The organism is Aeromonas lusitana, from assembly GCF_002812985.1.
In the GTDB taxonomy this organism is placed as follows: Bacteria; Pseudomonadota; Gammaproteobacteria; order Enterobacterales; family Aeromonadaceae; genus Aeromonas; species Aeromonas lusitana.
The window spans coordinates 79,581-105,738 of sequence record NZ_PGCP01000018.1 but is presented as its reverse complement, the minus strand read 5'-3'; the positions used below and the strand labels follow the sequence as shown (position 1 = coordinate 105,738).

At 60.8% G+C, this 26,158-nt stretch carries 22 protein-coding genes; 12 read left to right on the top strand and 10 right to left on the bottom strand.

The window, feature by feature from the left end; all coding sequences use genetic code 11:
• Nucleotides 1-7 precede the first annotated feature (7 nt).
• The gene (locus tag CUC44_RS12480; protein ID WP_100860253.1) at nt 8-1,174 is read right to left on the bottom strand and encodes a vWA domain-containing protein; all 1,167 of its coding nucleotides are present in this window, start codon (nt 1,172-1,174) and stop codon (nt 8-10) included.
• Nucleotides 1,175-2,017: an AAA family ATPase gene (locus CUC44_RS12475; protein ID WP_100860252.1), complete on the bottom strand. Its 843-nt coding sequence runs from the start codon at nt 2,015-2,017 to the stop codon at nt 1,175-1,177.
• 163 nt (nt 2,018-2,180) lie between these two features.
• Between CUC44_RS12475 and cysK the strand changes: the two genes are divergently transcribed.
• From cysK to crr, 4 genes are all read left to right on the top strand, one after another.
• Complete coding sequence (cysK, locus tag CUC44_RS12470; RefSeq protein WP_100860251.1) at nt 2,181-3,149, top strand: cysteine synthase A; 969 nt, start codon at nt 2,181-2,183, stop codon at nt 3,147-3,149.
• Between the two features lie 444 nt (nt 3,150-3,593).
• On the top strand, nt 3,594-3,851 hold the full coding sequence (locus CUC44_RS12465; RefSeq protein ID WP_005303128.1) for an HPr family phosphocarrier protein: 258 nt from the start codon (nt 3,594-3,596) through the stop codon (nt 3,849-3,851).
• A gap of 44 nt (nt 3,852-3,895) precedes the next feature.
• Nucleotides 3,896-5,623, top strand: coding sequence for a phosphoenolpyruvate-protein phosphotransferase PtsI (gene ptsI / locus CUC44_RS12460; RefSeq protein WP_100860250.1), 1,728 nt, complete (start codon nt 3,896-3,898; stop codon nt 5,621-5,623).
• 43 nt (nt 5,624-5,666) lie between these two features.
• A complete protein-coding gene (gene crr, locus CUC44_RS12455) occupies nt 5,667-6,176 on the top strand; it encodes a PTS glucose transporter subunit IIA (protein ID WP_042061931.1) in 510 nt (169 codons plus the stop codon).
• A 216-nt stretch (nt 6,177-6,392) separates the two neighbouring features.
• On the opposite strand, the gene CUC44_RS12450 is transcribed toward crr, so the two are convergent.
• The 3 genes from CUC44_RS12450 to CUC44_RS12440 form a co-directional block, all read right to left on the bottom strand.
• Nucleotides 6,393-10,145, bottom strand: a complete 3,753-nt coding sequence (locus tag CUC44_RS12450; protein ID WP_100860249.1) for an AAA family ATPase — start codon at nt 10,143-10,145, stop codon at nt 6,393-6,395.
• The gene (locus CUC44_RS12445) at nt 10,142-11,368 is read right to left on the bottom strand and encodes an exonuclease SbcCD subunit D C-terminal domain-containing protein (protein ID WP_100860248.1); all 1,227 of its coding nucleotides are present in this window, start codon (nt 11,366-11,368) and stop codon (nt 10,142-10,144) included. Before CUC44_RS12445 ends, CUC44_RS12450 begins: the two co-directional genes overlap by 4 nt.
• 121 nt (nt 11,369-11,489) lie before the next feature.
• Entirely contained in the window at nt 11,490-11,918 is a 429-nt protein-coding gene (locus CUC44_RS12440; RefSeq protein ID WP_100860247.1) for a GNAT family N-acetyltransferase, read from the bottom strand.
• Between the two features lie 180 nt (nt 11,919-12,098).
• Between CUC44_RS12440 and rdgC the strand changes: the two genes are divergently transcribed.
• Nucleotides 12,099-13,010, top strand: coding sequence for a recombination-associated protein RdgC (gene rdgC, locus CUC44_RS12435; RefSeq protein ID WP_100860246.1), 912 nt, complete (start codon nt 12,099-12,101; stop codon nt 13,008-13,010).
• A gap of 76 nt (nt 13,011-13,086) precedes the next feature.
• Here rdgC and CUC44_RS12430 read toward each other — a convergent pair whose 3' ends face one another.
• On the bottom strand, nt 13,087-13,683 hold the full coding sequence (locus tag CUC44_RS12430) for a GDSL-type esterase/lipase family protein (RefSeq protein ID WP_244166778.1): 597 nt from the start codon (nt 13,681-13,683) through the stop codon (nt 13,087-13,089).
• Nucleotides 13,684-13,811: 128 nt separating this feature from the next.
• Here CUC44_RS12430 and ggt point away from each other — a divergent pair, with 128 nt between their 5' ends.
• Complete coding sequence (gene ggt, locus CUC44_RS12425; protein ID WP_100860244.1) at nt 13,812-15,593, top strand: gamma-glutamyltransferase; 1,782 nt, start codon at nt 13,812-13,814, stop codon at nt 15,591-15,593.
• A gap of 87 nt (nt 15,594-15,680) precedes the next feature.
• On the opposite strand, the gene CUC44_RS12420 is transcribed toward ggt, so the two are convergent.
• Nucleotides 15,681-15,974, bottom strand: a complete 294-nt coding sequence (locus CUC44_RS12420) for a hypothetical protein (RefSeq protein WP_157812788.1) — start codon at nt 15,972-15,974, stop codon at nt 15,681-15,683.
• Between CUC44_RS12420 and ybaL the strand changes: the two genes are divergently transcribed.
• Nucleotides 15,966-17,618 carry a YbaL family putative K(+) efflux transporter gene (ybaL, locus tag CUC44_RS12415; protein ID WP_100860242.1) on the top strand — a complete coding sequence of 551 codons (1,653 nt, stop codon included), beginning with the start codon at nt 15,966-15,968 and terminating at the stop codon, nt 17,616-17,618. The two genes, CUC44_RS12420 and ybaL, sit on opposite strands and share 9 nt — an antisense overlap.
• Nucleotides 17,619-17,789: 171 nt before the next feature.
• On the opposite strand, the gene CUC44_RS12410 is transcribed toward ybaL, so the two are convergent.
• A complete protein-coding gene (locus CUC44_RS12410) occupies nt 17,790-19,091 on the bottom strand; it encodes a sigma-54-dependent transcriptional regulator (protein WP_100860241.1) in 1,302 nt (433 codons plus the stop codon).
• Nucleotides 19,092-19,459: 368 nt separating this feature from the next.
• Here CUC44_RS12410 and CUC44_RS12405 point away from each other — a divergent pair, with 368 nt between their 5' ends.
• From CUC44_RS12405 to CUC44_RS12385, 5 genes are all read left to right on the top strand, one after another.
• On the top strand, nt 19,460-20,041 hold the full coding sequence (locus CUC44_RS12405) for a hypothetical protein (RefSeq protein ID WP_244166777.1): 582 nt from the start codon (nt 19,460-19,462) through the stop codon (nt 20,039-20,041).
• Nucleotides 20,042-20,230: 189 nt separating this feature from the next.
• Complete coding sequence (locus CUC44_RS12400) at nt 20,231-21,214, top strand: serine-rich family protein (protein ID WP_100860240.1); 984 nt, start codon at nt 20,231-20,233, stop codon at nt 21,212-21,214.
• 55 nt (nt 21,215-21,269) lie between these two features.
• Nucleotides 21,270-21,947: a C39 family peptidase gene (locus CUC44_RS12395; RefSeq protein ID WP_100860239.1), complete on the top strand. Its 678-nt coding sequence runs from the start codon at nt 21,270-21,272 to the stop codon at nt 21,945-21,947.
• Nucleotides 21,948-21,954: 7 nt separating this feature from the next.
• Entirely contained in the window at nt 21,955-22,614 is a 660-nt protein-coding gene (locus CUC44_RS12390; RefSeq protein WP_100860238.1) for a hypothetical protein, read from the top strand.
• 61 nt (nt 22,615-22,675) lie between these two features.
• Nucleotides 22,676-23,878: a transporter gene (locus CUC44_RS12385; protein ID WP_100860237.1), complete on the top strand. Its 1,203-nt coding sequence runs from the start codon at nt 22,676-22,678 to the stop codon at nt 23,876-23,878.
• A gap of 260 nt (nt 23,879-24,138) precedes the next feature.
• Here the strand turns inward: CUC44_RS12385 and CUC44_RS12380 are convergent, their stop codons facing one another.
• Together CUC44_RS12380 and puuR are read right to left on the bottom strand one after the other, a co-directional pair.
• A complete protein-coding gene (locus CUC44_RS12380; RefSeq protein ID WP_100860236.1) occupies nt 24,139-25,416 on the bottom strand; it encodes an NAD(P)/FAD-dependent oxidoreductase in 1,278 nt (425 codons plus the stop codon).
• A 49-nt stretch (nt 25,417-25,465) separates the two neighbouring features.
• Nucleotides 25,466-26,113 (bottom strand): HTH-type transcriptional regulator PuuR, encoded by a 648-nt coding sequence (puuR, locus tag CUC44_RS12375; RefSeq protein WP_100860235.1) that lies wholly within the window; start codon nt 26,111-26,113, stop codon nt 25,466-25,468.
• Between the last annotated feature and the right edge of the window lie 45 nt (nt 26,114-26,158).

Genomic DNA, 26,158 nt, shown 5'->3' with positions numbered 1-26,158 from the left:
AAGAGGGTTATAGCCGGTCGATCGCCTCGGCGAGACCGGCCAGGGTCAGCGGGTGCATGCGCCCGCCGATCAGGTCATTCATCAGTTTGATGGAAGGATGCCAGAGCCACTCCCGTCTGGGGAGGGGGTTGATCCACACCAGTTTGGGGTATTGGTGCTGCAGCCGGGCGAGCCACACCTGACCCGCCTCCTCGTTCCAGTACTCGACGCTGCCGCCGGGCCAGCTGATTTCATAGGGGCCCATCTTGGCATCCCCCACCAAAATCACCCGATAGTCGCTGCCATAGGTGCGCAGCAGGCGCCAGGTATCGAATTTTTCCTCGAAGCGACGGTTGTTGTCCTGCCAGACGAAGTCGTACAGGCAGTTGTGAAAATAGAAGAACTCCAGGTGCTTGAACTCGTGGCGCAGGGCCGAGAACAGTCGCTGCACCTCGGCCACATGGCTGTCCATGGAGCCCCCCACGTCGAAGAACACCAGCAGCTTGACCCCGTTGTGGCGCTCGGGCCGCAGCTTCACATCGAGCCAGCCCTGACGGGCCGTGCTGCGTATGGTGTCGTCGAGATCCAGCTCGTCGAGGCTCCCCTTGCGCACCCAGCGCCTGAGTTTGCGCAGGGCCAGCTGCATGGCGCGCTGCCCCAGTGGCGCGTCATCGTCGCTGAAGTTGCGAAAGTGGCGCGCCTCCCACACCTTGGCTGCCCGGCCGTGCTCGCCCTCGCCCCCCATGCGCACCCCTTCCGGGTGGAAACCGCCGTGGCCGAAGGGGCTGCTGCCCCCCGTGCCCACCCACTTGTTGCCGCCGGCGTGGCGCTCTTTTTGCTCCGCCAGCCGCTGATTGAGGGTCTCCAGCAACTTGTCCAGGCCCCCCAGGGATTGCAGCAGGGCCTTCTCTTCGGGGCTCAGCAGCCGCGCAAACTCCTGGCGCAACCAGTCATCCGGCAGAGACTCCGGCAACAAGGGGCTGGCCTGCAGGCCGTCGTAATACTCGGCGAAGGCGCGATCGAAGCGATCATAGTGGGCCTCGTCTTTCACCAGCAGGCAACGGGAGAGCAGGTAGAACTCATCCATGTCGAGGCGGGCGAGCCTGGCGGCGAGCGCCCCGTGCAGGTCCAGCAATTCCCGCAGGCTGCAGGGCAACTTGTGGCGACGCAGATGGAGGAAGAAGTCGATGAGCATTCAGCCGCCGCGCCGGGCCAGGAAAGCCAGCTTCTCGAACAGGTGCAAATCCTGCTCGGTCTTGAGCAGGGCGCCATAGAGGGCCGGCACCAGCTTGCCCGGCTCGCGGGTGCGCATCGCCTCCGGGGAGATACCGTCGGCTAGCAGCAGCCGGATCCAGTCAAGCAGCTCCGAAGTGGAGGGTTTCTTGCGCAGCCCCTCCACCGCTCTTAGCTCGAAGAACAGCGCCATGGCTTCGTCCAGCAGCGCCTCTTTTAACTTGGGGTAGTGCAAATGGACGATGGCCTGCATCTCGGCCTTGTCGGGGAAGCGGATGTAGTGGAAGAAGCAGCGGCGCAGGAAGGCATCCGGCAGCTCTTTCTCGTTGTTGGAGGTGATGATGACCACGGGGCGCTGGCGTGCTTTCACCCGCTCGCCGGTCTCGTAGACGTCGAACTCCATCCGATCCAGCTCCAGCAGCAGATCGTTCGGGAACTCTATATCCGCCTTGTCTATCTCGTCGATGAGCAGCACGGGCCTCTGCTCGGCGCTGAAGGCCTGCCACAGCTTGCCACGGCGGATGTAGTGGTTGATGTCCCCCACTCTGGGATCCCCGAGCTGGGAGTCCCGCAGCCGTGCCACGGCGTCATATTCATAGAGCCCCTGCTGGGCCTTGGTGGTGGACTTGATGTGCCAGGAGATGAGCTCGGCGCCGAGGGACTCGGCCACCGCCTCCGCCAGCACCGTCTTGCCGGTGCCGGGCTCTCCCTTAATGAGCAGCGGCTTCTCCAGCACCACGGCCGCGTTGACGGCCATACTCAGATCCTTTGAGGCGAGATAGCGATCGCTTCCTGCAAATCCCATGGCGTTCGTTCCCTTGGTAGCACAAGGCCCGCCCTGGGCCCAGGTAATAAAGAATAAGTTCTATATGTTTTAATAACATATTGTTATAACGATTCGTCACTTCTCATTCAGAAATCACAGGGTAATCTTGTTTCATCGCCTTAACAAACACAGGGATAGCACCATGAGCAAAATTTTTGAGGACAACAGCCAGACCATAGGCAACACCCCGCTGGTTCGTCTCAACCGTGTTACCAAGGGCCGTGTGCTGGCCAAGATCGAGAGCCGCAACCCGAGCTTTAGCGTCAAGTGCCGGATCGGTTCCAACCTCATCTGGGATGCCGAAAAACGCGGCGTGCTGACCAAGGGCAAGGAGATCATCGAGCCCACCAGCGGTAACACGGGTATTGCTCTGGCTTTCGTGGCGGCCGCTCGTGGCTATCCCATCACCTTGACCATGCCGGCCACCATGAGCCTGGAGCGTCGCAAGCTGCTCAAGGCGCTGGGTGCCAACCTGGTGCTGACCGAAGGCCCGCTCGGCATGAAGGGCGCCATCGCCAAGGCCAATGAGATCCTGGAATCCGAGCCGGGCAAGTATGTGTTGCTGCAACAGTTCGAAAACCCCGCCAACCCCGAGATCCACGAGAAGACAACTGGCCCGGAGATCTGGGAAGCCACCGACGGTGACATCGACGTGTTCGTGGCGGGCGTCGGCACCGGCGGCACCATCACGGGCGTCTCCCGCTTCATCAAGCAGACCAAGGGCAAGGCCATCGTCTCGGTGGCAGTCGAGCCGTCAGAATCCCCGGTCATCAGCCAGAAACTGGCCGGCCAGGAGATCAAACCCGGTCCCCACAAGATCCAGGGCATAGGCGCCGGTTTCATCCCGGGCAACCTGGACCTGACCCTGCTTGATCGCGTCGAGCAGGTGAGCAGCGAGGAGTCCATCGAGATGGCTCGTCGCCTGATGGAAGAGGAAGGCATTCTGGCGGGGATAAGCTCTGGCGCCGCCGTCGTCGCGGCCGCCCGTCTGGCCGAGCTGCCGGAGTTCGAAGGCAAGACCATAGTGGTGGTGCTGCCAAGCGCCGCCGAGCGTTACCTCTCCAGCGCCCTGTTCGCCGGGGTGTTCAGCGAGCAGGAATTGCAGCAGTAATTGATCGGCTTACATCAAAACAACGGCGCTCTTCGGGGCGCCGTTTTTCTTTATGAGCTAAACTCAGTCGTCATTAGTTTCAGTCGACCCCTTATTTTTTGGGGTAAAATAACAAATTTCGGCGTGACAAAAAAAGCAGACATTCTGTGATAAATCTCATATCCTGTGCGGCGTCACGAGGTGTTTGCTGGCTAGGTATCACAAGGTAACAAAGTGTTATTTTTCGTTATAAATTAATTTCAGGCCAGTCCTGACGCGGCTTGTAGCCCGATAACGAAAAAGACTTAGCCCGGACGCTGAATACTGCACAGAAAATTGACCTGGATTAAACCATTGCGGGTCTGATTTCGTTACTTTACAACATATCCATACTGACACGGTGAGACAGGTGGCCTCATAAGCAACCATCTCTACCACACAATATCAATAATATGGGGTGAAACCATGTACGAGAAGTCTGTTGTTATTACTGCTGAAAACGGCCTGCACACCCGTCCCGCAGCTCAGTTCGTGAAAGAAGCCAAAGAATTCCAAAGCGAGATCACTGTGGTCTCCGGTGGCAAGTCCGCCAGCGCCAAGAGCCTGTTCAAGCTGCAGACTCTGGGCCTGACCAAGGGTACCAACGTCACCATCCAGGCCGACGGTCCGGATGCTCAGAAAGCCGTTGAGAAGCTGGTTGCCCTGATGGACGAGCTGGAGTAATCCAGCTTTATTCCTCCCCCACAGTCGTTTTAATAGGAAGGATTATGATATCTGGCATTCTTGCGTCCCCCGGTATCGCATTCGGTAAGGCGCTTCTTCTGAAAGAAGATGAAATCGTTATCAATCAGGGCAAGATTTCTGTTGACCAGATTGACGCCGAAATCAACCGCTTCCTCGAAGCCCGCACCAAGTCAGCCGCACAGCTGGAAGCCATCAAAGAGATGGCAGGTCGCACCTTCGGCGAGGAAAAAGAGGCCATCTTCGAAGGCCACATCATGCTGCTCGAAGATGAGGAGCTCGAAGGGGATATCAGATCCTTCATCAAAGACAACAAGGCTTCCGCCGACAAAGCCATCTATGAGGTGATCGAGCAATACGCCAAGATGATGGCCGAGCTGGATGACCCTTATCTGCGCGAACGCGCAACCGATTTCCGTGACATCGGCACCCGTCTGGTGAAGAACGTGCTGGGCATTGCCGTTGTCAACCTGAGCACCATAGACGAAGAGGTGATCCTGGTCGCCAAAGACCTGACCCCGTCTGAAACCGCTCAGATCAACCTGAAATACGTGCTGGGTTTTGTCACCGACATCGGTGGCCGTACCTCTCACACCTCCATCATGGCCCGCTCCCTGGAGCTGCCGGCCATCGTTGGCACCAACGACATCACTGCGCGCGTCAACAACGGTGACATGCTGATCCTGGATGGGATCAACAACCAGATCATCGTCAACCCGAGCGCCGATCAGCTGACTGAAGCCAAGAAATTCCAGACCCAGTTCCAGGCTGAGAAAGATGAGCTGGCCAAACTCAAAGACCTGCCTGCCATCACCCTCGATGGCCATCAGGTCGAAGTGTGCGCCAACATAGGTACCGTCAAGGATACCGAGGGTGCCATCCGTAATGGCGCCGAAGGCGTGGGTCTGTACCGCACCGAGTTCCTGTTCATGGACCGTGATGCGCTGCCGACCGAAGACGAGCAGTTCAAGGCCTACAAAGAAGTGGCAGAGGCGATGCCGGATCAGCCGATCATCGTCCGCACCATGGACATCGGCGGCGACAAAGAACTGCCCTACATGAATTTCCCGAAAGAGATGAACCCCTTCCTGGGCTGGCGTGCCGTGCGCATTTTCTTCGATCGCGAAGACATCATGCACGCCCAGCTGAAGGCCATCTTGCGTGCCTCTGCCTTTGGCAAGCTGCGCATCATGTTCCCGATGATCATCTCAGTCGAAGAGTTCCGCAGCCTCAAGGCCACTGTGGAACAGCTGAAGGCCGAACTGCGCGCCGACGGCAAAGCCTTTGATGAATCCATCGAAGTGGGTATCATGATCGAGACCCCGGCCGCTGCCGTGATGGCTCATCATCTTGCCAAGGAAGTGGATTTCTTCAGTATCGGTACCAACGACCTGACCCAGTACACCCTGGCCGTCGACCGTGGTAACGAGATGATTTCCGCCATGTACAACCCGCTGTCACCCTCCGTCCTGACCCTGATCAAGATGGTGATCGACGCTTCCCATGACAATGGCAAGTGGACAGGTATGTGCGGTGAACTGGCTGGTGACGAACGTGCCACCCTGCTGCTGCTGGGTATGGGTCTGGATGAGTTCTCCATGAGCGCCATCTCTGTACCGCGTATCAAGAAGCTTATCCGCAACACCAACTTCGAAGATGTGAAGGCAATGGCAGACCAGGCTCTGAGCTATGCGACCGCCGCCGAAATCGAAGCCTGTGTAGATAACTTTATTAAGCAGAAGGCAGTCTGCTAAGATCGGCTGCAAACAGCGACAATCATCTCTAGGAGCTTTTACTATGGGTCTGTTTGATAAACTGAAGAAACTGGTTTCCGATGACAGCTCTGACACCGGTGGCATCGAGATCTTTGCCCCCCTGTCAGGCGAAATCGTACCGATCGAAGATGTACCCGACGTCGTCTTCGCCGAGAAGATCGTGGGTGACGGTATCGCCATCAAGCCGGCTGGCAACAAGATGGTTGCTCCGTGCGACGGCACCATCGGCAAGATCTTCGAGACCAACCATGCGTTCTCTCTGGAATCCGACTCTGGTATCGAACTGTTCGTTCACTTCGGTATCGACACCGTCGAGCTGAAGGGCGAAGGCTTCACCCGTATCGCTCAGGAAGGTCAACAGGTCAAGCGCGGTGATACCATCATCGAGTTCGATCTGGCCGTACTGGAAGCGAAAGCCAAGTCCACCCTGACGCCTGTGGTCATCTCCAACATGGATGAGATCAAAGAGCTGATCAAGATGACTGGCGCCGTGACCGTGGGCGAGACCCCGGTGATCCGCATCAAGAAATAAGGCGCCGCTGGCCTCACGCCAGCTGCTGCAACAAAAAACCGAAGCCCTGGGCTTCGGTTTTTTTATGGCCGCTCGCCGGCCGTAACGAGTTGTTTCAGCACTTAGCACCATGAACAATAGTATCTATGGTGTGGCGAACTGCATTCCCTTCGTTTAACCAATAAAAGACCTGCCGGCTTGATGCCAGGCAGGTTTTCAGAGGGATGAACGTCAAGCTCAGGGCAAGCGTATCCGGCTCTCGCCGCCGCCGAGGGCATCGACCCGGATCTGAACGCCAATGCGTTCCACCAGTGTCTGGACGTGGGAGATGACCCCGATCTGGCGACCCGCCGCCTGCAGGGAATCCAGACTGGAGAGCGCCAGATCCAGGCTGTCCGGATCCAGGGTACCGAAGCCCTCGTCGATAAACAGCGACTCGACCTGGGTCTGGCGCGACGACAGGCTGGAGAGCGCCAGCGCCAGCGCCAGCGACACCAGGAAGCTCTCGCCGCCAGAGAGCGAGTCCACCGAGCGCACCTCGTCCCCCATGTCGAGATCCACCACCTGCAGCGCGAGATCCGTGCCGGGCACCCGCTCCAGCCGGTAGCGCGGCGACAACTCGGCGAGCTGGGCATTGGCCTCCAGCAGCAAGCGCTCCAGGGTAAGGCTCTGGGCGAAGGTGCGGAACTTGGCGCCGCTGGCGGAGCCGATGAGCTCGTTCAGCTGCTGCCAGTGATCCGCCACCCCTTGCTGCTGTGCCAGCGCCTGTTGCAGGCTCCCCGCCTGCTGCGCCGCGGCATCGGCCTGGGCCAGGGCGTTCCGGCACTGGAACAGCTGCTCCTCCAGCTCGCGGCAACGGGTCTCGCTCGCGGCGAGGGACTGGCTGAGGGCTTCGGGGGAGAGCGCCGCCAGCTCGCCGTGATGCTCGCGATAGCGCGCCAGCTTGGCCTCCTCCAGCGCCTGCGCCCGCTGGCGCTCCCCAAGCCGGGTACGCGCCTCGGCCAGGGCATCGTCCAGCTGCTGCAGGGCGGTGCGCCTGGCTTTGAGTTCCTCTGCCGGGATGGCCAGCAGACGACGAAGCTCATACTCGGCAATGCTGAGGCTGGTGGCATGGGCCGCCCAGCGGCCGAGCACCTCGCGCTGGCGGCGGCTGTTCACCTGCCTGTCCTGCTCCAGATGGGTCAACCTGGTCTTGAGCTCGGTTTGTCGCTCCCGCAAGGCACGCAGGGCCGTGACGGCCTCATCGAGCCGGTTGCCCAGCTGCAACAGCGCCTCCTGCCATTCGCTCTCGACTTCGGCAATGGCGCGACCACCGAGGCACGCCTCCCGACTGGCGATGAGGCTCTGCCTCTGCTGCTCCCCTTCCTTGTAGTCCCGCTCCAGCTTGTGCATCAGCTCGTCCTGGCCCTGCACCCGCACCGCCTGCGCGCTCAAAAGCGGTGTCAGACTCGCCACCTCGGCGCCGAGCCGCTCCCACTCCCCCTGCCCCTGCAGGCAGGCCTCGCAGGTCTGCTGCCACTCGGGCCAGCGCTCCCCTTCGGCCCAGCCACGCCATGGCTCTGCTCCCATCTGCCGATCGAGCCTTGCCTCCCCCTGGGCCAGTCGCTGGCGCAGCGTGCTCTCCTGCTCCACCAGCGCGTTCAGCTCGGCCTCCAGCGCTATCTTCTGGCGCTCGGCCTCATGCCAGCGTTGCTCGAACTGCTGCTGGTCCCCATGGAGTTTGGCCAGCTGATCGCGCAGCCCCGCCAGCACCTGTTGTTCCTGCAAAGCCCGTTGCAGCTGCTGCTGACCGGCCGCCAGGCTCAGGGTCAGAGCCTCGGCCTGCGCCAGCAGCCGGGCCTGCAGCTCGGCCCACTCGGCCGGGCTCTGATCCTGTCGCAGCGCAAGCTCGGGCAGACTGCTACCGGCCAGCTGGGCCCAGCGGGCGACGAGTCGCTCACTGTTTGCCGCCAGCTCAGGCTGATGTTGTTGGTGAGCGGCCAGCTGACGGGCCAGCTCGGCTCGTTCGACCTCCCCTTGAATATGCAGGTGGTTGAGTTGCTCCCATTCCAGATCCAGCTGACGAGTGCGCTCGGCCTGCTGGGCCAGGATACCCTCCACCAGGGGCTGGTGCTGGCGATAGGGATGCTCTGCCGAGCCGCAGAGCGGGCAGGGCTCGCCATCCTGCAACTCGTGGCGATGCTGCTCGAAACCGGCCACGGCGCGGGCCTGCTCCAGGGCACGGCGCGCCTCGTCACGCTGGGTGGCGAGACGGGTCAGGGCGGGCTCGCGCTCCCCATGCAGGGTCGTGAGTCTGGCCAACTGCTGCTCTAGGCTGGCTATCTCTTGTTGCAGCCGCTGCTGTTGCTCGCTGTGATTGCGCCCGTTCTGGGCCAGATCCAGCAACTGCTGCACCCGCGCCAGTTGCTCCGTGTCCTGCTGGCGGCGATCCTGCGCACGGGCGACCTGGCTGTCCCACCCCTGCTCTTGCAACTGATCGTGCTGTTGCTGCAGGCGCGTGCGCTCATGCTGCCAGTAGTCGCGCTCCTGCTGACCCTGCTCCAGGTTCGCACTCAAGGCGCGCAGCGCCTCGCTCTTGTGTTCACGCTCCTGCTGCACCCGCTGCAGCTGTGCCTTGCCATCGCGCCAATCCTGCATGGCAGCCAGCAGGGGCTGCCATTGGGGCGCCAGGGCGGCCAGGGTCTTGCGCTCCTCGAGCCTGCTGGCCCACTGCTGACGGCGGGCCTCCAGCTCCTCTATCCGCTTGGACTGGCGTTGCCACTCCTGCTGCAACTGCTGTTGCAGGGCCCGCGCCTGGGTACCCTGCTGCTGGATCTCCTGCAGCAGACCGGCCCTCTCCCGGATGCGGGTATCGAGATCCTGCGCCTGCTTGAGTGCCGGTTGCAACGCGCGCCACTCCCGCTCTGCATTGGTTTTTTCCGCTACCAGTTGTTGCTCATGCAGCAGGGCCTGCTGCTGATCCAGCTCAATTTGGGCAAGCTCAGGAGTTATCTGATTAACAAGCAGCTCTTGCTGCTGCAGATCGGCAGTCAGGCGGGCCAGCTCGTCGTGATCCGCGCGGGCCACCTGGGCCTGCTCGGCGCGGGCGAACTCTTCTCGCTCCGGGGCCGCCTGCCCGTGGGCCAGTTCGGCGGCCTCCAGCGCGGCCTGCCCTTCCAGGCTCCCCTGGCGCAGAGCGGCGATGCGCTCATTGAGATCGCGAAAATCCTGCAGCAACTGGTGCTGCTGGCGCTCGTGCTTGAGCTGGGTGGCCAGGCTGTGCTGCTCGGCGACCCAGTGTTCACGGGTCGCCTCGTCCATCAGCGCCACATCGCCGAGCCGCTGTGCGATGGCGGTCAGCGCCTGCTGCTCGGTGCGAGCCCGCTCATGGGTCTGTATCGAGATGGCGGAGTAGAGCTCGGTGCCCGTCATCCGCTCGAGCAGGGCGGAGCGTTCGTCGGCGCTGGATTTCAGAAACGCGGCGAACTCCCCCTGGGGCAGGATCACGGCGCGGCGGAATTGCTCCCAGGAGAGGCCCACCAGCTCGTCGATACGCTCCTGCAACTCCCGCTTGCTGCCGGAGAACACCTGACCTGTGGTGACATCGGTCAGGGTGCGCTCCTGGGCCTGAAAGCGCCCTTCCGAGCGATTGCGAGCCCGGCGCACCGCCCAGCGCGCGAGATAGGGGCGACCGTCGCAGCCACGGAACTGCACCTCGGCGAAGCCGCTGGCGTGACCGCGGCTTAGGATGCCGCGCACATCGTTGGCCTTGAGCTTTTCCTCATCATCGAGGCGCCCCACCTCGGCCACGTTCTTGCGATTGGCGATAAAGCGCGGCATCTCGTCGTAGAGCGCGAGGCAGATGGCGTCGAGCAAGGTGCTCTTGCCCGCCCCCGTGTTGCCTGTGATGGCAAACAGACCGGCGGCGCCCAGGGCCCCACGGTCGAAGTCGATGGTGAAGCTGCCGGTCAGGCTGGCCAGGTTCTCGCCATGCAGAGAGAGGATCTTCATGCTTGGGCCTCCTTCACCTGCACCAGGATCTCTTCGAACGAGGTCACCAGCTCGGCAGCCGGCTCCCCCTCGAACTGGCGCTGATAGCAGAGCCTGAACACCTCGGTCGGGGAGATCTCATCGAGCCTGCGCCGGTTTGCCCCATCGGCCAGCCCCTGGCCCGAGCCCTGATAGCGGGTGCTGATACGGGCGAGGCGCACCGGCTTGCCGGCCAGGGCCGCCAGGATACGCTCACGAATGCGCGCCTCGGGTTTGGGCAGCAGCAGTCGCACCTCAAGGAAGGGCTGGGCCTCGACAGGCAGCTCGGGCAAGTCGAGCGCGGCGATGGCGGCCAGCGCCTCGTCGAGCGAGCTCTCCGGCAGCCGGATCATCTGCACCGCGCGGGGCACGGGGATCCGCTCCAGCGCCGTCAGCTTGCCGCCCTCGAAGGTCACCTCCAGCACCTGATGGTTGTAGTTCGCCTCGGTGAGCGACAGCGGCAGGGGCGAGCCGCTGTAGTGCACTCCGGGGGCCGGACTCTGGGCGAGATGCAGGTGACCCAGGGCAGTGTAATCGGCCTGTGCGAAGATATCGGCAGGCAGGGCGTGCTGATTGCCACCAAGCACCCGCCGCTCGGAGAGCTCGGAGAGTTGGCCCGCCGCCAGATAGGCGTGGCCCATGGCGATCAGCGCCTGGTCCGGCTCGCAGCGCGCACGGCCGGCGCCAAGCACGGTGTCATAGACCTGGCGTACCCCTTCAATCAATCTGTCCTGCCCCTCGGCCAATTGCTCGACTCGCAGATCGCTGCTGCGCAGGAAGGGCACGGCGGCGCACCAGGCGGCCACCTTCCCTTCCTTGTCTTGCAGCGGCACCAGCAGGCGCTCGGTTTCGAGCCTCCCCTCCTCGTCCCGACTGATGCTGCCCACCAGATGCAGATCGAAGGCGCGCAGCAGCTCGTGAGGGGCATCCAGCTTGGAGGGGGAGTCGTGATTGCCGCCGATCAGCACCATGTTGAGGCGGGGCAGCTCGGCGCGCAGCCTGGCCAGGAAGCGATAGAGCTGCTGCCAGGCGCTCGCGGGGGGATTGGCGGTATCGAACAGATCGCCCGCCACCAGCAGGGCGTCTATCTGGCGCTCCCTGATGGTATCGGCCAGCCAGTCGAGGAAGGCGTCATGTTCGAAACGGCGCTCATGGCCATGGAGTTGATGGCCAAGGTGCCAGTCGGCTGTGTGCAGGATCTTCATGAAAAAGCGGCTCGGCTAGAGAGAGGAGGGTGCCAGTGACACCCGATGCAGACAGGATGCGGATCCCGCCTCCATTTTTCAAGCAGCATTAACCCAGAGAAAACAGGCGGGTACGTCAGATTCAGGCGGCTGAATAATGCATCCGGTATTGAATGTGACCGGTCAGGGGATCCGTGATTTCATCCCCGACGGTGAAGCCGTGGCGGCGGTAGAAACGCACCGCTGGCTCGTTTTCCACGAACACCCGGGTATGCAGCTCACCCCCCTGCTGTTTGGCCTCCTGCAACAGGGCATGACCGACCCCCCGCCCTTGCCGGTCCGGACGCACGAACAGGGCGGCGAGGAAATCGTCCACCAGGGCCATGAAGCCGAGCAGCTCGCCGCGCTCCTCGAACACCCAGATGCGGGCATGATCGAGATAGCGGGTACGCAGCTCCTCCTGAGCCTGCCACCAACAGGAAGCGTCAACGAAATCATGGGCCTGCAGGGAGGCCAGCAGCCAGATCTCGACTATCTCTTCCATGTCGTGGGGCCGACTCTGTCTCAACATTTTCTTATCCTTATTAACAAGCTGAACACAAGCAGTCTAGGGGAGTTCGATGACAGGATGGGGAACAAACATGGTGCCCTGTGAGCACGATCGTCCTTTATTTAGCGAGAATGATTGGCTGATCACAAAGCGCCTCTCTAGTACAATGCCTGCCGGACAATCTATGAGACCGAGGACGCCATGTGGTTTAAAAACCTGCAGATTTATCGCTTTACCCGCCCCTTCGAACTGACCGTGGAACAGCTGGAAACCCAGCTCGAGGCCTGCGCCTTCACCCCTTGCGGTAGCCAGGACATCTCCCGGTTCGGTTGGGTCAAGCCCCTTGGCAAATTCGGCTCCACCCTGACTCACAGCGCCTCGGGCCACATCCTGCTTTGCGCCCGCAAGGAAGAGAAGATGCTGCCGGGCACTGTGGTCAAGGAGATGCTGGCGGAGAAGGTAGAAGCGATCGAATTCGAGCAGGGCCGCGCCCTCAAGAAGAAGGAGAAGGAGGCGCTGAAGGAGGAGATCATGCATACCCTGCTGCCCCGCGCCTTCAGCCGCACCAGCCAGACCTTCGCCTGGATCAATCCGGCCGACAACCTCATGGTGGTGGACGCAGGCTCCGCCAAGAAGGCGGACGATCTGCTGGCGCTTCTGCGCAAATCCATAGGCACCCTGCCGGTGGTGCCGGTGGCCCTCAAGAACCCGCCCGAGATCACCATGACCGAGTGGCTGAACGAGGGCAACCTGCCCGCCAGCTTCACCCTGGAAGACGAGGCCGAGCTGCGCAGTGCCATGGAGCACGGCGGCATCATCCGCTGCAAGCAGCAGGATCTGATGAGCGAGGAGATCAAGAATCACCTCGCCAACGACAAGCTGGTGACCAAGCTGGCCCTGAACTGGGGCGAGACCCTGAGCTTCGTGCTGGGGGACGATCTCTCCATCAAGCGCCTCAAGTTCAGCGAAGAGCTGCGCGAGCAGAACGACGATGTGACCAGCGAGGATCCGGCCGCCCGTCTGGACGCCGACTTCGCCCTGGTGACCGCCGAGCTGGCCCAGTTCATCCCGGCGCTGTTCGCTGTGCTGGGTGGCGAAGAGCAGTCCATCTAAACTGCGATAAAAAAGCAGTCGTTAACGTTAAAAAACCGCCTGATGGCGGTTTTTTGTTTTGCTACACACCCCCAGTTCAGAGTGCGCCACTCTCCTGCAGCCGCCGATGCAGTCGCTCCGCCAGGACGCGATAGCCCTGCTCATTGAAATGTACTCCATCGGACTTGAGGGTCGGGCTGCGCAGCAGCTCCCCTATGCTGTCGTTGTCCAGCACCAGTTGGTACTGATCCGCCAGCTCTTCGTAGAGGGGCGCCCCGTCGGCAAACAGGGACTTGCGCGGCACAGCCACCAGCAGTAGTTGAGCGCCGCTGCCCTGCACCGCCTCTATCATGGCGGCCAGGTTGGCCTTGAGCGCCCCCTCCCCGCTACCGCGCAAGATGTCATTGCCCCCCTCCAGCAGGATCACCAGCGCCGGCTTGTGCTCGGCCAGCAGTGCCGGCAAACGGGCCCTGCCCGCTTCACTCAGCTCTCCCGACACCCCGCCATTGATGACGGTATGGCCGCTCAGGCTGGCCAACACGCTGGGATAGCTCTGGGCCGGACTGACGCCGCGCCCCTCGGTCAGGCTGTCGCCGAAGGCCAGTATGGTTGCCCCCGCCCCCAGGGGCTTGAGGCCTGGCTCACCACAGGCGGCCAGCAGCAGGCAGCACAGTCCCATCATCACATGTCTCATCCACCCTCCCCGGCCAGTCTCAATCATTGATAAATTTGTAACCATATGAGTAGAAAGACAATCTTTCAATTGAGCCTCAATTGTGACAGATTTCTGAGGTTGCACAATAAATCGACAAGGAGAGTGTCATGTCCCTCAAACCCCCGAGCCTGCTGGTAGCCCTTGGCCTCTTGGCTGGCTGCGCCCCCCAGAGCGGCTTTCACTATGTGCCCCCGCCCCAGGCCCTGATCGCCCCCGAGGCGGCCAGCGGCTGGACCGACAAGCAAGGCTGGCAAGGCCGCGACTTCATGGTGGCGGCGGCTAATCCGCTGGCGGTGGATGCAGGCTATCAAATCATCAAGGCCGGCGGCAGCGCGGTGGATGCCGCCATCGCGGTCCAGCTGGTGCTGACCCTGGTGGAGCCGCAATCCTCCGGCATCGGCGGTGGCTCCCTGCTGCTGGTGTGGGATGGCAGCAAGGTGAGCGCTGTGGATGGCCGGGAGACGGCGCCGATGGCTGCCACGGATCAGCTGTTCATGAAGGATGGCAAGCCCATGGCCTTCTACGATGGCGTGGTGGGCGGTCGCTCGGTCGGGGCCCCTGGCACGCTGCGTGCGCTGGCGTTGGCCCATCAGCGCTATGGCAAGCTGCCCTGGGCCAGCCTGTTCGAGCCAGCCATCACGCTCGCGGAACAGGGTTTTGTGATAAGCCCGCGGCTCGCCACCCTGATCGCCAAGGATCCCTACCTCGCCAGGGACCCAGAGGCCCGCGCCTATTTCTACCTGCCGGATGGCTCTCCCAAGCGCGCGGGTACCCGGCTCACCAACCCGGCCTTGGCCGGGGTGCTGAAAACCCTGGCCCAAGAGGGGGCTGATGCCTTCTATCAGGGGCCGCTCGCCGAGGCCATGGTGGCCAAGGTGCGCCAACACCCCACCAACCCCGGCGTGCTGGCGGCCGCCGATCTCGCCAGCTATCGCGCCAAGCTGCGAGACGGGCTCTGCTTTGACTATCGCCAGAGCGAGATCTGCGGCTTCCCGACCCCCTCGTCCGGCACCCTGGCCCTCGGCCAGATATTCGGCATGCTGGAGAGCCGGGATATGGCGTCCCTCAAACCGGTATCAGGGCCGGATGGCCGACTGGCCGCCTCAAGCGACGCCATCCACCTCTACAGCGAGGCGGCGCGCCTGGCCTTTGCCGATCGCAACCAGTATGTAGCCGACGGTGACTTCGTCAGCGTACCGGTGGCAGGCCTGCTCGACAAAGGCTACCTCGCCGAGCGCGGCAAGCTTATCGGCAACCGCTCCATGGGCATCGCCAAGGCGGGCACACCGCCCCAGGCGCTGGCCAGGGGCCGGGACGCCACCCCCGAGCTTCCCTCCACCAGCCATGTCTCCATCGTCGACCAGGCCGGCATGGCGGTCTCCATGACCAGCTCCATCGAGGATGGTTTCGGCTCACGGCTGATGGTCAACGGTTACCTGCTCAACAACCAGCTCACCGATTTCTCCTTCACCTCGCTGGATGCTGCCGGCCTGCCGGTGGCGAATAAGGTTGAGCCGGGCAAGCGGCCTCGCTCCTCCATGTCCCCCTTGCTGGTGTTCGATAAACGGAATGGGGAGCTCGAGATGAGCCTGGGGTCACCGGGCGGCTCGGCCATCATCAACTACGTGGGCAAGACTCTGCTGGGCACCCAGGATTGGGGGCTCAATCTGCAGCAGGCCATCAATCTGCCGAACTTCGGTAGCCGCAACGGCCCCACCGAGCTGGAGTCGGGACGCACGCCTCAGGTGGTGATCGAGGGGCTCAAGGCCAGGGGGCACGAGGTGCTGCTCAATGAGCAGACCTCAGGCCTGCAAGGGGTGCAGCGCAACGCCGGCGGCTGGTTCGGCGCCGCCGACCCCAGACGTGAAGGGATTGCCAGGGGCGAGTGAAGGCCCGCGTCACTGCGTCAACAAAGGCGGCCCGAGGGCCGCCTTTGTCATGGGATGAGCAGACGCCAATCGTATGCCGAAAACTCATCACGGATTGATTGGATCTGCCAAAAAATACACGCAAGCTTCATCCTCTCTCCTTAATTCTATGATTTGTGAGCACTTAATCCCAAATAAAGCATCAAACATGGATAAATGTTGCTCTGGATATAAAAATACATTATTTTTCAATAGAAACGGCAACTGTTGTCCCCAAGATATTGTGCTTGCCACGGCCAACACTGTCTCTTTCGCCCCCTGCTCATTGACAGCTGCCCTCTTCGCCATCGCGGTGATCTGGTAGCCCCTGACTGCCATTAGCGAGGTGACGACATGGACCACTCACTCCCCCTGATCACGACCCTGGTAGGCGGCCTTGTGCTGGCCTATATCTTCGGCATGCTGGCAAGCCGGCTGCGTATCTCCCCCATGGTGGGCTATCTCGCCGCCGGGGTGGTGTGCGGCCCCTTCACCCCAGGCTATGTCGCCGACCTGCAGCTGGCGCCCGAGCTCGCCGAGATCGGGGTCATCTTGCTGATGTTTGGCGTCGGTCTGCACTTCTCAGTGAAAGATCTGCTCTCGGTCAAACACATCGCCATCCCGGGGGCCATCGTCCAGATAACCCTGGCGACCCTGCTCGGGCTCGGCCTCTCCCAGCTGCTCGGCTGGAGCATCACTGCCGGGATCGTGTTCGGGCTGGCCCTCTCCACCGCCAGTACAGTCGTGCTGCTGCGAGCGCTGGAGAGCCGGGGTCAGGTCGATACCAAGGAGGGGCGCATCGCCATCGGCTGGCTCATCGTCGAGGATCTGGTGATGGTGCTGGCGCTGGTGCTGCTGCCCATCCTCGCCAACCTGCAGCAGGGAGATGAGACTCTGACCCTGGCACACGTGCTGTGGGATCTCGGCTTCACCCTGGCCAAGGTGGCCGCCTTCATCGCCCTGATGGCCATCGGCGGTCGCCGCCTCATACCCTGGCTGCTGGCCCGCACCGCGGCCACCGGCTCACGGGAGCTGTTTACCCTGTCGGTACTCTCCTGTTCCCTCGGTATCGCCTTTGGCGCTGTCAAGCTGTTCGGGGTCTCCTTCGCCCTCGGCGCCTTCTTCGCCGGTGTGGTGATGAACAGCTCACACCTGAGCCACAAGGCGGCCAACGACACCCTGCCGTTGCAAGATGCCTTCGCGGTGCTCTTCTTCGTGTCGGTGGGCATGCTGTTCGACCCCACCATCTTGCTGCGCGAGCCGCTGGCGGTGCTGGCCACCATCTTCGTCATCGTCATCGGCAAGTCGGTGGCCGCCTTCGCTATCGTGCGGCTGTTCGGCCACAGCCAGCGTACCGCGCTCACCATCTCCGCCAGCCTGGCCCAGGTAGGCGAGTTTTCCTTCATCCTGATGGGGCTGGGGGTCATGCTGGATCTGGTGCCGAACGTGGCGCGCGATCTGGTGCTGGTCGGCGCCTGCTTCTCCATCATGCTCAACCCCTTGGTGTTCAACCAGGCCGAGCGCTGGCTAAGGCGTCATCCAGAATCACACCCAGAAGAGAGCCCTCCTCAGTGTCCCTTGCAGGGGCACGTGGTGGTCGTGGGAGCCGACGGCATCGGCAGCCACCTGATCCGGCAACTGCATGAAAAAGGGCAGGCCATGGTGGTCATCGACTCGGATGAGCGCCTGCTCGCCCCCTGGCGCGCCCAGGGCATCACCTGCCTGGCCGGTCATCCCATCCAGAATGATCTGCTCTCGGTGGCGCTGCCCGATGCCAGCTGGCTGCTGATCACCTTGGAGGACAGCCTGCTGGCGGGCGAGGTTGCGGCGGCAGCACGTGAGCAGGGTGCCTTGCTGCGCATAGCCGCCTGCGGCCAACAGGCCGAGGAGGTGCATCACCTGCGGGTTCGCGGGGTCAATCTGGTGATCCAGCATCAGGAGGAGGCCGCACGTCGGCTGTGTCAGCTGGCGATGCAGAGCGCGCCCGCCGAGCCAAGATCGGCCTGACTTATTGGAAGAAAGAGCCGAACCCGACGGGTCTGCCTAGAGGGGATCACATCCCAGGCTTGGTCGCACTGGGCTGCATGGCGCGGATGTATGGAGATCGCTTTCGCTCAATAAGGTCGGGATAGATAGAGGGTTGTCCCTGATGGCAGCCGCATCAGGGACAAAGGCAGCTCACAGCAGATCATGCTTATCCAGCAGACGGTAGAGGGTGGCCCTGGAGATGGCGAGGTGGCGCGCCACCTCCTCAAGCTGATCCGGGAAACGAGCCAGAGTCTGGAGCAGTGCCTGGCGCTCAGCAGCTTCCCGCACGGCTCGAAGCGAGCCATCCAGCAGCAGTGAATCCATGTTGGTCAGCTCCATGTCATGGGCTTCGATAAAAGAGCTCGAACACATCACCGCCGCTCTTTGTACCCGGTTGCGCAGCTCCCTGACGTTGCCAGGCCAGCCATAAGATTGCATGGCCTGGCGCGCCTTGTGGGTAAAGCTGAGCACTCGTCCTCCCCTCACCTCCGCCAGAATATCGTCCGCCAACAGCTGGATGTCTTCGCTTCGCTCGCGCAAGGCGGGGGTGCGCAGCCGCACCACGTTGAGCCGATAGTAGAGATCCATCCTGAAGCCGCCATTTGCCACTGCCTGCTCCACATCGATATTGGTGGCGGCGATAACTCGCACATCGACGTTGCGGGGCATGTGGCTGCCCACAGCCTCTATGCTCTGCTCTTGCAAGAAACGCAGCAGGGTCGCCTGATCCTCCAGCGGCAGCTCGCCAATCTCGTCGAGAAAGAGTGTGCCCCCATCGGCCGCCTCAATCTTGCCTATCTTGCGACTCTGGGCACCGGTAAAGGCCCCCTTCACGTGCCCGAACAGCTCGGACTGGATCAGCTGGTGAGAGATGGCGCCGCAATTGACCGCAACGAAGGGGCTCTCCTCACCGAAAGTGCTGTAGTGCAGCTCTCTGGCCACCAGCTCCTTGCCCGTACCACTCGGCCCTGTCACCAATACCGGCAGACGGCAGTGCTGCAAACGCATGATTTGATCCCGCAACTGGCGAATGGGGCTGCTCTCCCCCTGAATGAATCGAAGTTGGGCCGGCATCTTGGGACGATGGCGCCGGATAAGCTGCGCCATGCCCAAAGCATGCCCCAGGCTGTGGGAGAGCCGGTCCGGATCAAGGGGGAAGGTATGGAAGTCATGGAAGCAGGCGGCGAGTAGGTTACGCAGCACCTCACTGGCGAGGCAGTCGCGCTGGATCAAACCAATCCACAGACTGTTGGCATGCTGCGCAATCAGGGCATGCAATGTCTCATGCTGCCCAGGCTCGATCACCACCAGCACCAAGGGATAATCCTGCTCCTGCAATTTCTTCTCGGCCGCCGCCAAGGAATTTGCCTGCTCAATTCGCCACTCGCCTTCAACCAGCAGACTTTCCAGCACGACACATGAGTTGATGAGTAACAATGCCGTTTCTGCCATATGGAAACCTCCTTGTTATGCCTTCGAGACGATGGAACCCGGCCACGGCTCGTTGAGGTTCATGCTTCCATTTAGAGAGAAGATGTCTGTCATCAAATGACCCCCTTTCAAGGCCACCAGACGATGATAACTATAAACCATCTCGGATATAGACTAATGGCACCACAATAATGAGAACGTCACTTTATGACTGAGAACGCATAAAAGCATTGATAAACAATATGTTAATGAACTGATAAAAAGTTCGTCTCAAAAAAGAGACTTAACAACAAACAAGTCAACATAAAAATACAATAAAATCAGTCACTTACCACTTGGCACACTCGTTGCTTTCTCTAAATAGCTCTCGCAGCTTATGGAGAAAGAGCATGAAAATTTATATTGCAATGGCAGTTTGTTCCCTTTCGATATTTACGCATCAGGCTCGTGCAGAGAACCGCGTTGATCTCGCCTCACAGGCGCTGAGCAATATCCGGGGAAGTATGGGTGTCAATATGGTGTCGGGTAATAACAACCAACAAGGCAACCTCTCTGCCATCGCCATATCTGGCCCGGCCGTTATTCAATTTAATCAACAAAATCAATCAACTACTCATCTCAGTGGCAACCAGAGCGTTGCCATTCTCGGATCGGCCCTCAGCAATAACCAGGGGCTCATCGGTATAAATCAAGGGGCTGGTGAAGCCAACCAACAACTCAATGCCTTTGCCTTGTCACTAGATGACAACAGCGGCATGGGAGTCGTGACAGATATCAATCTCAGCACCAGCGTCGCAAAGACCCCTTCGGGCAAGGCCCCCACAGCCACAACTACCAGCATCTATCTGGATGACAACGCCTTGACCGGCAGCAAAGGGGTCATCCAGGTGAACCAGGTCACGGGACAGGGAAACCAGGCAGTCAACATGGTTTCCCTGCCTCTGGCAGGCGCAGTAACGGCATCACCATGATGCCGCAGGGATCGGAAGCGGAGTCCGGAGGTGTTGGGTTAGCCGATGGGCAAATCTTCCACAGAAAGTTCAATGGAGAGACTCATTATGCGTGGACTTATTTATAGCTCATTAGCCGTCGCGGTCGTCATGGCAATGTCGGGTACCGCATCCGCCAATAATCGCGACAGAGATGAGACAGGGGCAACCTTGACCAAGAAGGTCAAGGCAGAAGTCGATGTGGAGTACGAAGGCAACGTGAGAGTCGGCGGCTACATCAATGTCAACAAACTCGGCATGGCGGTGGTGGACAACCAGCAATCCAGCACCATGATCGGCACTTCCAATACCAGAACCGACAACACTAGCAAGATCGATGGCTCGTTCCAGGGTGCATCCGGTAACGTCGGCGCCAACGTCGCGGCCGGGGACTCCAACGTCCAGGGCAACAGCGGCGCCTTGGCCGCCTATGACGAAGTCGATGCCGAATTTGTCATGGGACGGGGCCAGCAACAAGGGACCCCAGGCGGTTCCTCGGATGCAGAGATCTTCTCCGACCAAAGCGCCAGCCACAACATGACCAGCAACCAGGGCCATCAGAACAAGGCTAGTATTGGTGACGGAGCCTTCGAAGATGCGGCAGGCAACATAGGTGCCAACGTGGTGTCCGGCTCGGGTAACGTGCAGGCCAACAACATGGCGGCCTCCGTCTCCACCGGCAACATGGCGGTCGCTACCGTGGCCAACAGCCAGAGCGTCTCCCATAACATGACCGAGAACAAGAGCCTGAGTGCCACCAAGACGGTCGACTACAACCCCATCTTCCTCAAGCTCAAGGCTGAAGGTGAGTATGAGGGGACCAGCAAGCAGTCCAACAACGTCTATCCGGAAATCTGGAAAGATGGGGATCACCCGAATGGTGGCAGCATGTGGGGTCATATCGACTATGACAACCAAGGTAAAAACGACGGCAAGTTCGAGTTCAAGGAAGAGGGGGATATCAAGCTCAGTGGTTACGCCACCGGCTATATCCCTGTGGTCAACACTTATACCAGTCGTGAGACCTTCAACCACGCCACCATTGATGGCGGCTCCTTCAACGGTGCCGTCGGCAATATCGGGGTGAACGTGGCTTCGGGTAGCAACAACCTGCAAGCGAACAACCTCTCGCTGGCAGCTGGATTCGCCAAGTAATCCAAACAGGGGGCCTTTATGGCCCCCTTTTTTCCAAGGATGAGGAGACAGACAGATGCGCTGGCTACTGCTGTTGCTATTTTGCCCAATGGCTTGGACTGCCACTCTGCCCATGGGAGAACATCTCTCGGGATTGGGGGATCTCAACAAGCCGGTACAGAGCCTTTTGGAGCGAAAGTACGCCAATATCGAGCGTCAGCATACTGATTTCAGCTGTGGGGCCGCCGCAGTGGCGACCATACTGCGCTACGCCTATGGCCAAACCACCAACGAGCGTTGGGTCATGGACGGGATGATGGCCATGGCCGATCCGGCACAGGTCAAACGTTACGGTTTTTCCATGCTCGACATGAAGCAATATGTGCAGATGCTCGGCATGCGAGCCAGAGGCTACCGCTTGGGTGATGAAAAACTTCGCCAAGTGAGAGTCCCCACCATAGTACTGCTCAATATTCGTGGGTATCAGCACTTTGCCGTGCTGCGAGCCATCGATAAACATGATCGTGTCTATTTGGCAGACCCCGCTTTGGGCAATCGCATCATCACATTCAAAGAGTTCAAGAAGAGCTGGAACGGGATCCTGCTGGCCGTTATCGGTTCCGGCTACCGCCCGGATGCTCCCCTTGCCAACCCCTCCCCACCGTTATCGGTCAGAGGGAAAGATGGGCTTTTTGCCCCTATCAACGAAACATCCCTGCTGGAATTTGGTTTCCAGCACAGAGAGCTAATGTGAGGTCATCATGAATACCCGACCCGCCATCTGCCTCATCTGCAGCCTGGGTGGCGTTGCTTGCCCACTGCTGGCAGCCCAGGATCCCCTGGCACTCCTGTCAGACCAGTTTGCGCCCGAAATGGCTGATGGAGAGCTGGCCAATCTGCGTGGCCGCTACGTCAGTCCCCAGGGGATCAGCTATTTCGGTATCGAGTTCATTTCAACCCTGGCCACGGCTCAGGCCCAGCAAACTGCGGCCATGAATCTGGCGCTGAGCGTGGTGCAAAACCAACCCAAGCTGGACATTCGCATCCAGGATGAGGTGAAGAGCACGGTTGCATCCCTCCAGAGCGCCGCCATCCAAGGCTCAGGTTTGGTGCAGGTAGTGCAATTGGAGGGGAGCGGCAACAGCTCGGTTAACCAGGCTGGCGTCGTTGTGACGCCACCGGCCGTGTCAGGACAAAGCGTGGTGCCCGGCAATTATGAGAGCCAAGGAAGCCTTGGCACCGCCAACTATCGGGTTTCAGGCAATTATGCGGGGCTGCAGCTAAACTCGTCCGATGGACGCGTCCAATTGGAACAGAGTCTGAGAGGTGCCGACTTCAGCCGAGGTCTGCTGCAACTCAATCGAGTCAGGGGTGATGGTTTTCAGACCCTGAATCAGACAAGGATCTGGTTCTCTCATTGAGCCGGATCCGCCCAGTGGAGTGACGCAATAAAAGGATAATAAACAACAAGGACGTGATTCGATGAAACAGTCTACCCTGCTGTTGATTGCATTGGCCCCCCTCACCTGCTGGGGTGCAACCGCCGAGGAAGAAGCGCTACAAAAACAGCTGGATCAATTACGTCAGCAATTGATCCAGCAAAATCAGGCCCTCCATCAGCTGCAGGCTAGATTGGAGGCCGTCAAGGCCGCGGACGCGACCACCGCCACAGCGGCGACAGCGGGTGCAGGTGCTGCTGCCGCAACCACCCAGTCAGATCCGGCTCGCCGCGCCCCCGAAGTGGGCCGCAGTACCGAAGACCTGATGCTCGAGCAGCACAACGTGTTCGACCGCGCCCTGACCCTGGACTTTGGCCTCTCCTATCAGCACTACAATCGCAAGGATCTCGCCCTGCGGGGTTTCTTGGCGCTCGACGCCATCTTCCTGGGTGAAATCAATCTCGATCGGATCCGATCCGATCAATGGACCGCGGATCTCGTCACCCGCTATACCCTCAATGACCGCTGGCAGCTCGAACTCGCCATTCCCTACATGTATCGCAGCACCAACTACCAGAGCACAGGCAAGGAAAACTCCAGTCGCGAGTTTGAAGAGCAGAGTGTCAGCGATGGCGGACTCGGCGATATGAGCCTCGCCGTCTACTACAGGGTCATGGCAGAGACCGAAGACTGGCCGGATCTGGTGTGGAATGTGCGGGCCAAGGCCCCCACCGGCAAGGACCCGTACGGCATAGAGATAGAGACATCGGACTCCGGTAATCTCATGACCCCCAAGGAGCTTGCCACTGGCAACGGGCTCTGGCAGCTGTCGACCGGCTTCTCACTGGTCAAGACGCTGGATCCCGCCATCCTGTTCGCCAACCTCAACTATGGCCACAGTCTCAAGCAGGACTTTGACGACGTCTCCTACCAACCGGGGGATCAACCCGGCAGCATACAGCTAGGGGACTGGTATGAATACGGTCTGGGGGTCGCGTTTGCCCTCAACGAGCGCTTCAGCCTCTCCTTCAACATCAACCAGCGCATCACCCTCGAATCCGAACAGGGGGCAGAAGGCTTTGATATGGAGAAAGTCACCGGTTCGGATGCCAACGCCGCCAGCTTCGGCATGGGGTCCACCTGGGCCGTCACCGACAACCTTTCCATGGCCGTCAACTGGTCGGCGGGTCTCACCACGGACGCACCGGATTACAACATAGGGATCCGTTTCCCCTATCGCTTCTGATGGGTGAACGGCATGGCCGCCATGCCTTCAGGGGAAATTGCCATTTCCCCGCCATGAAGCAGATTGGACATGCAAGAGCACATAACAAGAGAGGGGGGCATGATGCCTCCCTCTCTTTTTCATCCCGTCACAGCAACATCAGATGGTCGACTCGACAGTGCAGTACGTGTTCGCCCTTATTGCGCGAATCGTTTAGCTGAAAATAAGCATCAGCATGAAATAAACCACTGCACATTGTCGACCACTCATCATTTAAGACTTTATACCCCCAACCGATCCCGCAATGTGTACCAGGTCGCACCGGCAGCGGTGAAGGGGATACGGAACAGACGGCCACCCGGGAAGGGGTAGTGCGGCAGCTTGGCGAAGGCATCGAAGCGCTCCGCCTGACCGCTCAACACCTCGGACAGCAGCTTGCCTGCCAGATGGGTACAGGTAACGCCGTGGCCGCTGTAGCCCTGCATGTAGTAGATGTTGTGGCCGATGCGGCCAAACTGCGGCAGGCGCGACAGGGTCAACAGGAAGTTGCCAGTCCAGGTGTACTCCACCTTGACCCCCGCCAGCTGAGGGAAGGTTTTGAGCATCTTGGGGATGATCAGCCGCTCGATATCCGCCGGATCCCGCGCCCCGTACACCACGCCGCCACCGTAGAGCAGACGGTGATCCCCGGTCGTGCGGTAGTAGTCGAGCAGGTAGTTGCAATCCTCCAGGCAGTAGTTTTGCGGCAACAGGGAGCGGGCCCGCTCCTCCCCCAGCACCTCGGTGGCGATCACCTGAGTGCCACAGGGCATGCTCTTGCCCGCGAGCTCAGGCACCAGGTTGCCGAGGTAGGCGTTGCCGGCCACCACCACGAAGCGCGCCTTCACCGCCCCCTTGGCGGTTTTCACCAGAGCCGGTTGACCCGGAGTGATGGAGGTCACCGCGGATTGCTCGAAAATTTTGCCCCCCTGCATGCGGATGGCTTCGGCCTCCCCCAGCGCCAGGTTGAGGGGATGGATGTGGCCGCCCCGCTTGTCGAGCAGGCCACCGACGTAGCGATCGCTCGCTACCACCTCGCGCACCCCGTCGGCGTCGAGTAGCGTCAGATCCTCGTTGCCCCACTTCTGCCAGCGTGCCTGCTGCGCCTTGAGCTCGTGGAGTTGCTTCTCGGTCTCGGCGACGAAGACACCGCCCTGCTGCAGATCGCACTGGATGTTGTAGCGCTTGATCCGCTCGCGAATGATGTCGCCCCCCTCAAACAGCATGGAGCCGAGCAGCCTGGCCTGATCCGGCGGGCAGTTCGCTTCTATGGTGTCGATGTCGCGGCTGTAGGAGTTCACTATCTGGCCGCCGTTGCGGCCACTGGCGCCAAAGCCGACGCGGGCCGCCTCCAGCACCACCACGGAATAGCCCTTCTCCACCAGATGCAGGGCACTGGAGAGGCCGGTGTAACCCGCGCCTATCACGCAGACATCGCACTCCAGTTGCTCGGTCAGGGTCGGATAAGGCGCGTGCTGATTGGCGCTGGCTGCGTAGTAACTGTTTACATGTTCGGTCATGATCCCTGTTTCCTTACCGGTTCTTTTCCAAATCAGAGGTGGCAAAACATTAAAAACTGGCCGGGGTATGGGCGCTGACGATGCGACAGGTCTGCCCCGACGGATTGCTGAAACTGTGGGGCTCGCCTGTGTCTATCACATAGCTGTCCCCGGCGCTGAGCTGGTAGGTATGCCCGGCCAGGGTCAGCAGCACGGATCCCTCCAGCACTGTCCCCACCTCCTCCCCCAGGTGCTTGACCTGACCCCCGGTGTCCGTGCCCGGGGCATAGGTTTCCAGCATGAAACCGAGCTGGCGGCGGTTGTTGCCGTTGTGTACCAGCTTCATGGAGACCCCCTGGCTGCCCAGTTCGATGAGTTGGTCGGACTTGATCACCACACTCGGTGCCCGCACCTCCTCTTCGGCGAAGAAGCGCGACAGCGGCAGCTCATAGACGCTCAGCAGCTTTTGCAGGGAGGCGACCGACGGGCTCACCTTGTTCTGCTCTATCATGCAGATGGCGCCGTGGGTCAGCCCGCTCAGCTCGGCTACCCGGCGCTGGGAGAGTCCAAGCCGGCGACGGGTGGCGGCCAGCCGCTCCCCCATGCTGCGCTCACTCCCCTCATCGGTTCTCTTGTTGGGCTCGGGCTCGGCCTCTTGCTCGGCCAGGGGGTTGTCCGTCATGGTCTGCCACTGGACCTCTCCTCGTGGTTGCTGCATCCCTCACCTCCTTGTGTGCCTGTTCGAGTACCTTGTGGCATCTGG

Excerpts from the sequence above, each read along its gene's own strand:
- cysK (WP_100860251.1), top strand. The coding sequence starts at position 2,181 with ATGAGCAAAATTTTTGAGGACAACAGCCAGACCATAGGCAACACCCCG.
- rdgC (WP_100860246.1), top strand. The coding sequence starts at position 12,099 with ATGTGGTTTAAAAACCTGCAGATTTATCGCTTTACCCGCCCCTTCGAA.
- CUC44_RS12395 (WP_100860239.1), top strand. The coding sequence starts at position 21,270 with ATGCGCTGGCTACTGCTGTTGCTATTTTGCCCAATGGCTTGGACTGCC.
- CUC44_RS12430 (WP_244166778.1), bottom strand. The coding sequence starts at position 13,683 with ATGAGACATGTGATGATGGGACTGTGCTGCCTGCTGCTGGCCGCCTGT.
- CUC44_RS12450 (WP_100860249.1), bottom strand. The coding sequence starts at position 10,145 with ATGAAGATCCTCTCTCTGCATGGCGAGAACCTGGCCAGCCTGACCGGC.
- ybaL (WP_100860242.1), top strand. The coding sequence starts at position 15,966 with ATGGACCACTCACTCCCCCTGATCACGACCCTGGTAGGCGGCCTTGTG.
- ptsI (WP_100860250.1), top strand. The coding sequence starts at position 3,896 with ATGATATCTGGCATTCTTGCGTCCCCCGGTATCGCATTCGGTAAGGCG.
- CUC44_RS12380 (WP_100860236.1), bottom strand. The coding sequence starts at position 25,416 with ATGACCGAACATGTAAACAGTTACTACGCAGCCAGCGCCAATCAGCAC.
- CUC44_RS12385 (WP_100860237.1), top strand. The coding sequence starts at position 22,676 with ATGAAACAGTCTACCCTGCTGTTGATTGCATTGGCCCCCCTCACCTGC.
- CUC44_RS12405 (WP_244166777.1), top strand. The coding sequence starts at position 19,460 with ATGAAAATTTATATTGCAATGGCAGTTTGTTCCCTTTCGATATTTACG.
- CUC44_RS12445 (WP_100860248.1), bottom strand. The coding sequence starts at position 11,368 with ATGAAGATCCTGCACACAGCCGACTGGCACCTTGGCCATCAACTCCAT.
- CUC44_RS12480 (WP_100860253.1), bottom strand. The coding sequence starts at position 1,174 with ATGCTCATCGACTTCTTCCTCCATCTGCGTCGCCACAAGTTGCCCTGC.
- CUC44_RS12465 (WP_005303128.1), top strand. The coding sequence starts at position 3,594 with ATGTACGAGAAGTCTGTTGTTATTACTGCTGAAAACGGCCTGCACACC.
- CUC44_RS12410 (WP_100860241.1), bottom strand. The coding sequence starts at position 19,091 with ATGGCAGAAACGGCATTGTTACTCATCAACTCATGTGTCGTGCTGGAA.
- crr (WP_042061931.1), top strand. The coding sequence starts at position 5,667 with ATGGGTCTGTTTGATAAACTGAAGAAACTGGTTTCCGATGACAGCTCT.
- puuR (WP_100860235.1), bottom strand. The coding sequence starts at position 26,113 with ATGCAGCAACCACGAGGAGAGGTCCAGTGGCAGACCATGACGGACAAC.
- CUC44_RS12390 (WP_100860238.1), top strand. The coding sequence starts at position 21,955 with ATGAATACCCGACCCGCCATCTGCCTCATCTGCAGCCTGGGTGGCGTT.
- CUC44_RS12440 (WP_100860247.1), bottom strand. The coding sequence starts at position 11,918 with ATGTTGAGACAGAGTCGGCCCCACGACATGGAAGAGATAGTCGAGATC.
- ggt (WP_100860244.1), top strand. The coding sequence starts at position 13,812 with ATGTCCCTCAAACCCCCGAGCCTGCTGGTAGCCCTTGGCCTCTTGGCT.
- CUC44_RS12475 (WP_100860252.1), bottom strand. The coding sequence starts at position 2,017 with ATGGGATTTGCAGGAAGCGATCGCTATCTCGCCTCAAAGGATCTGAGT.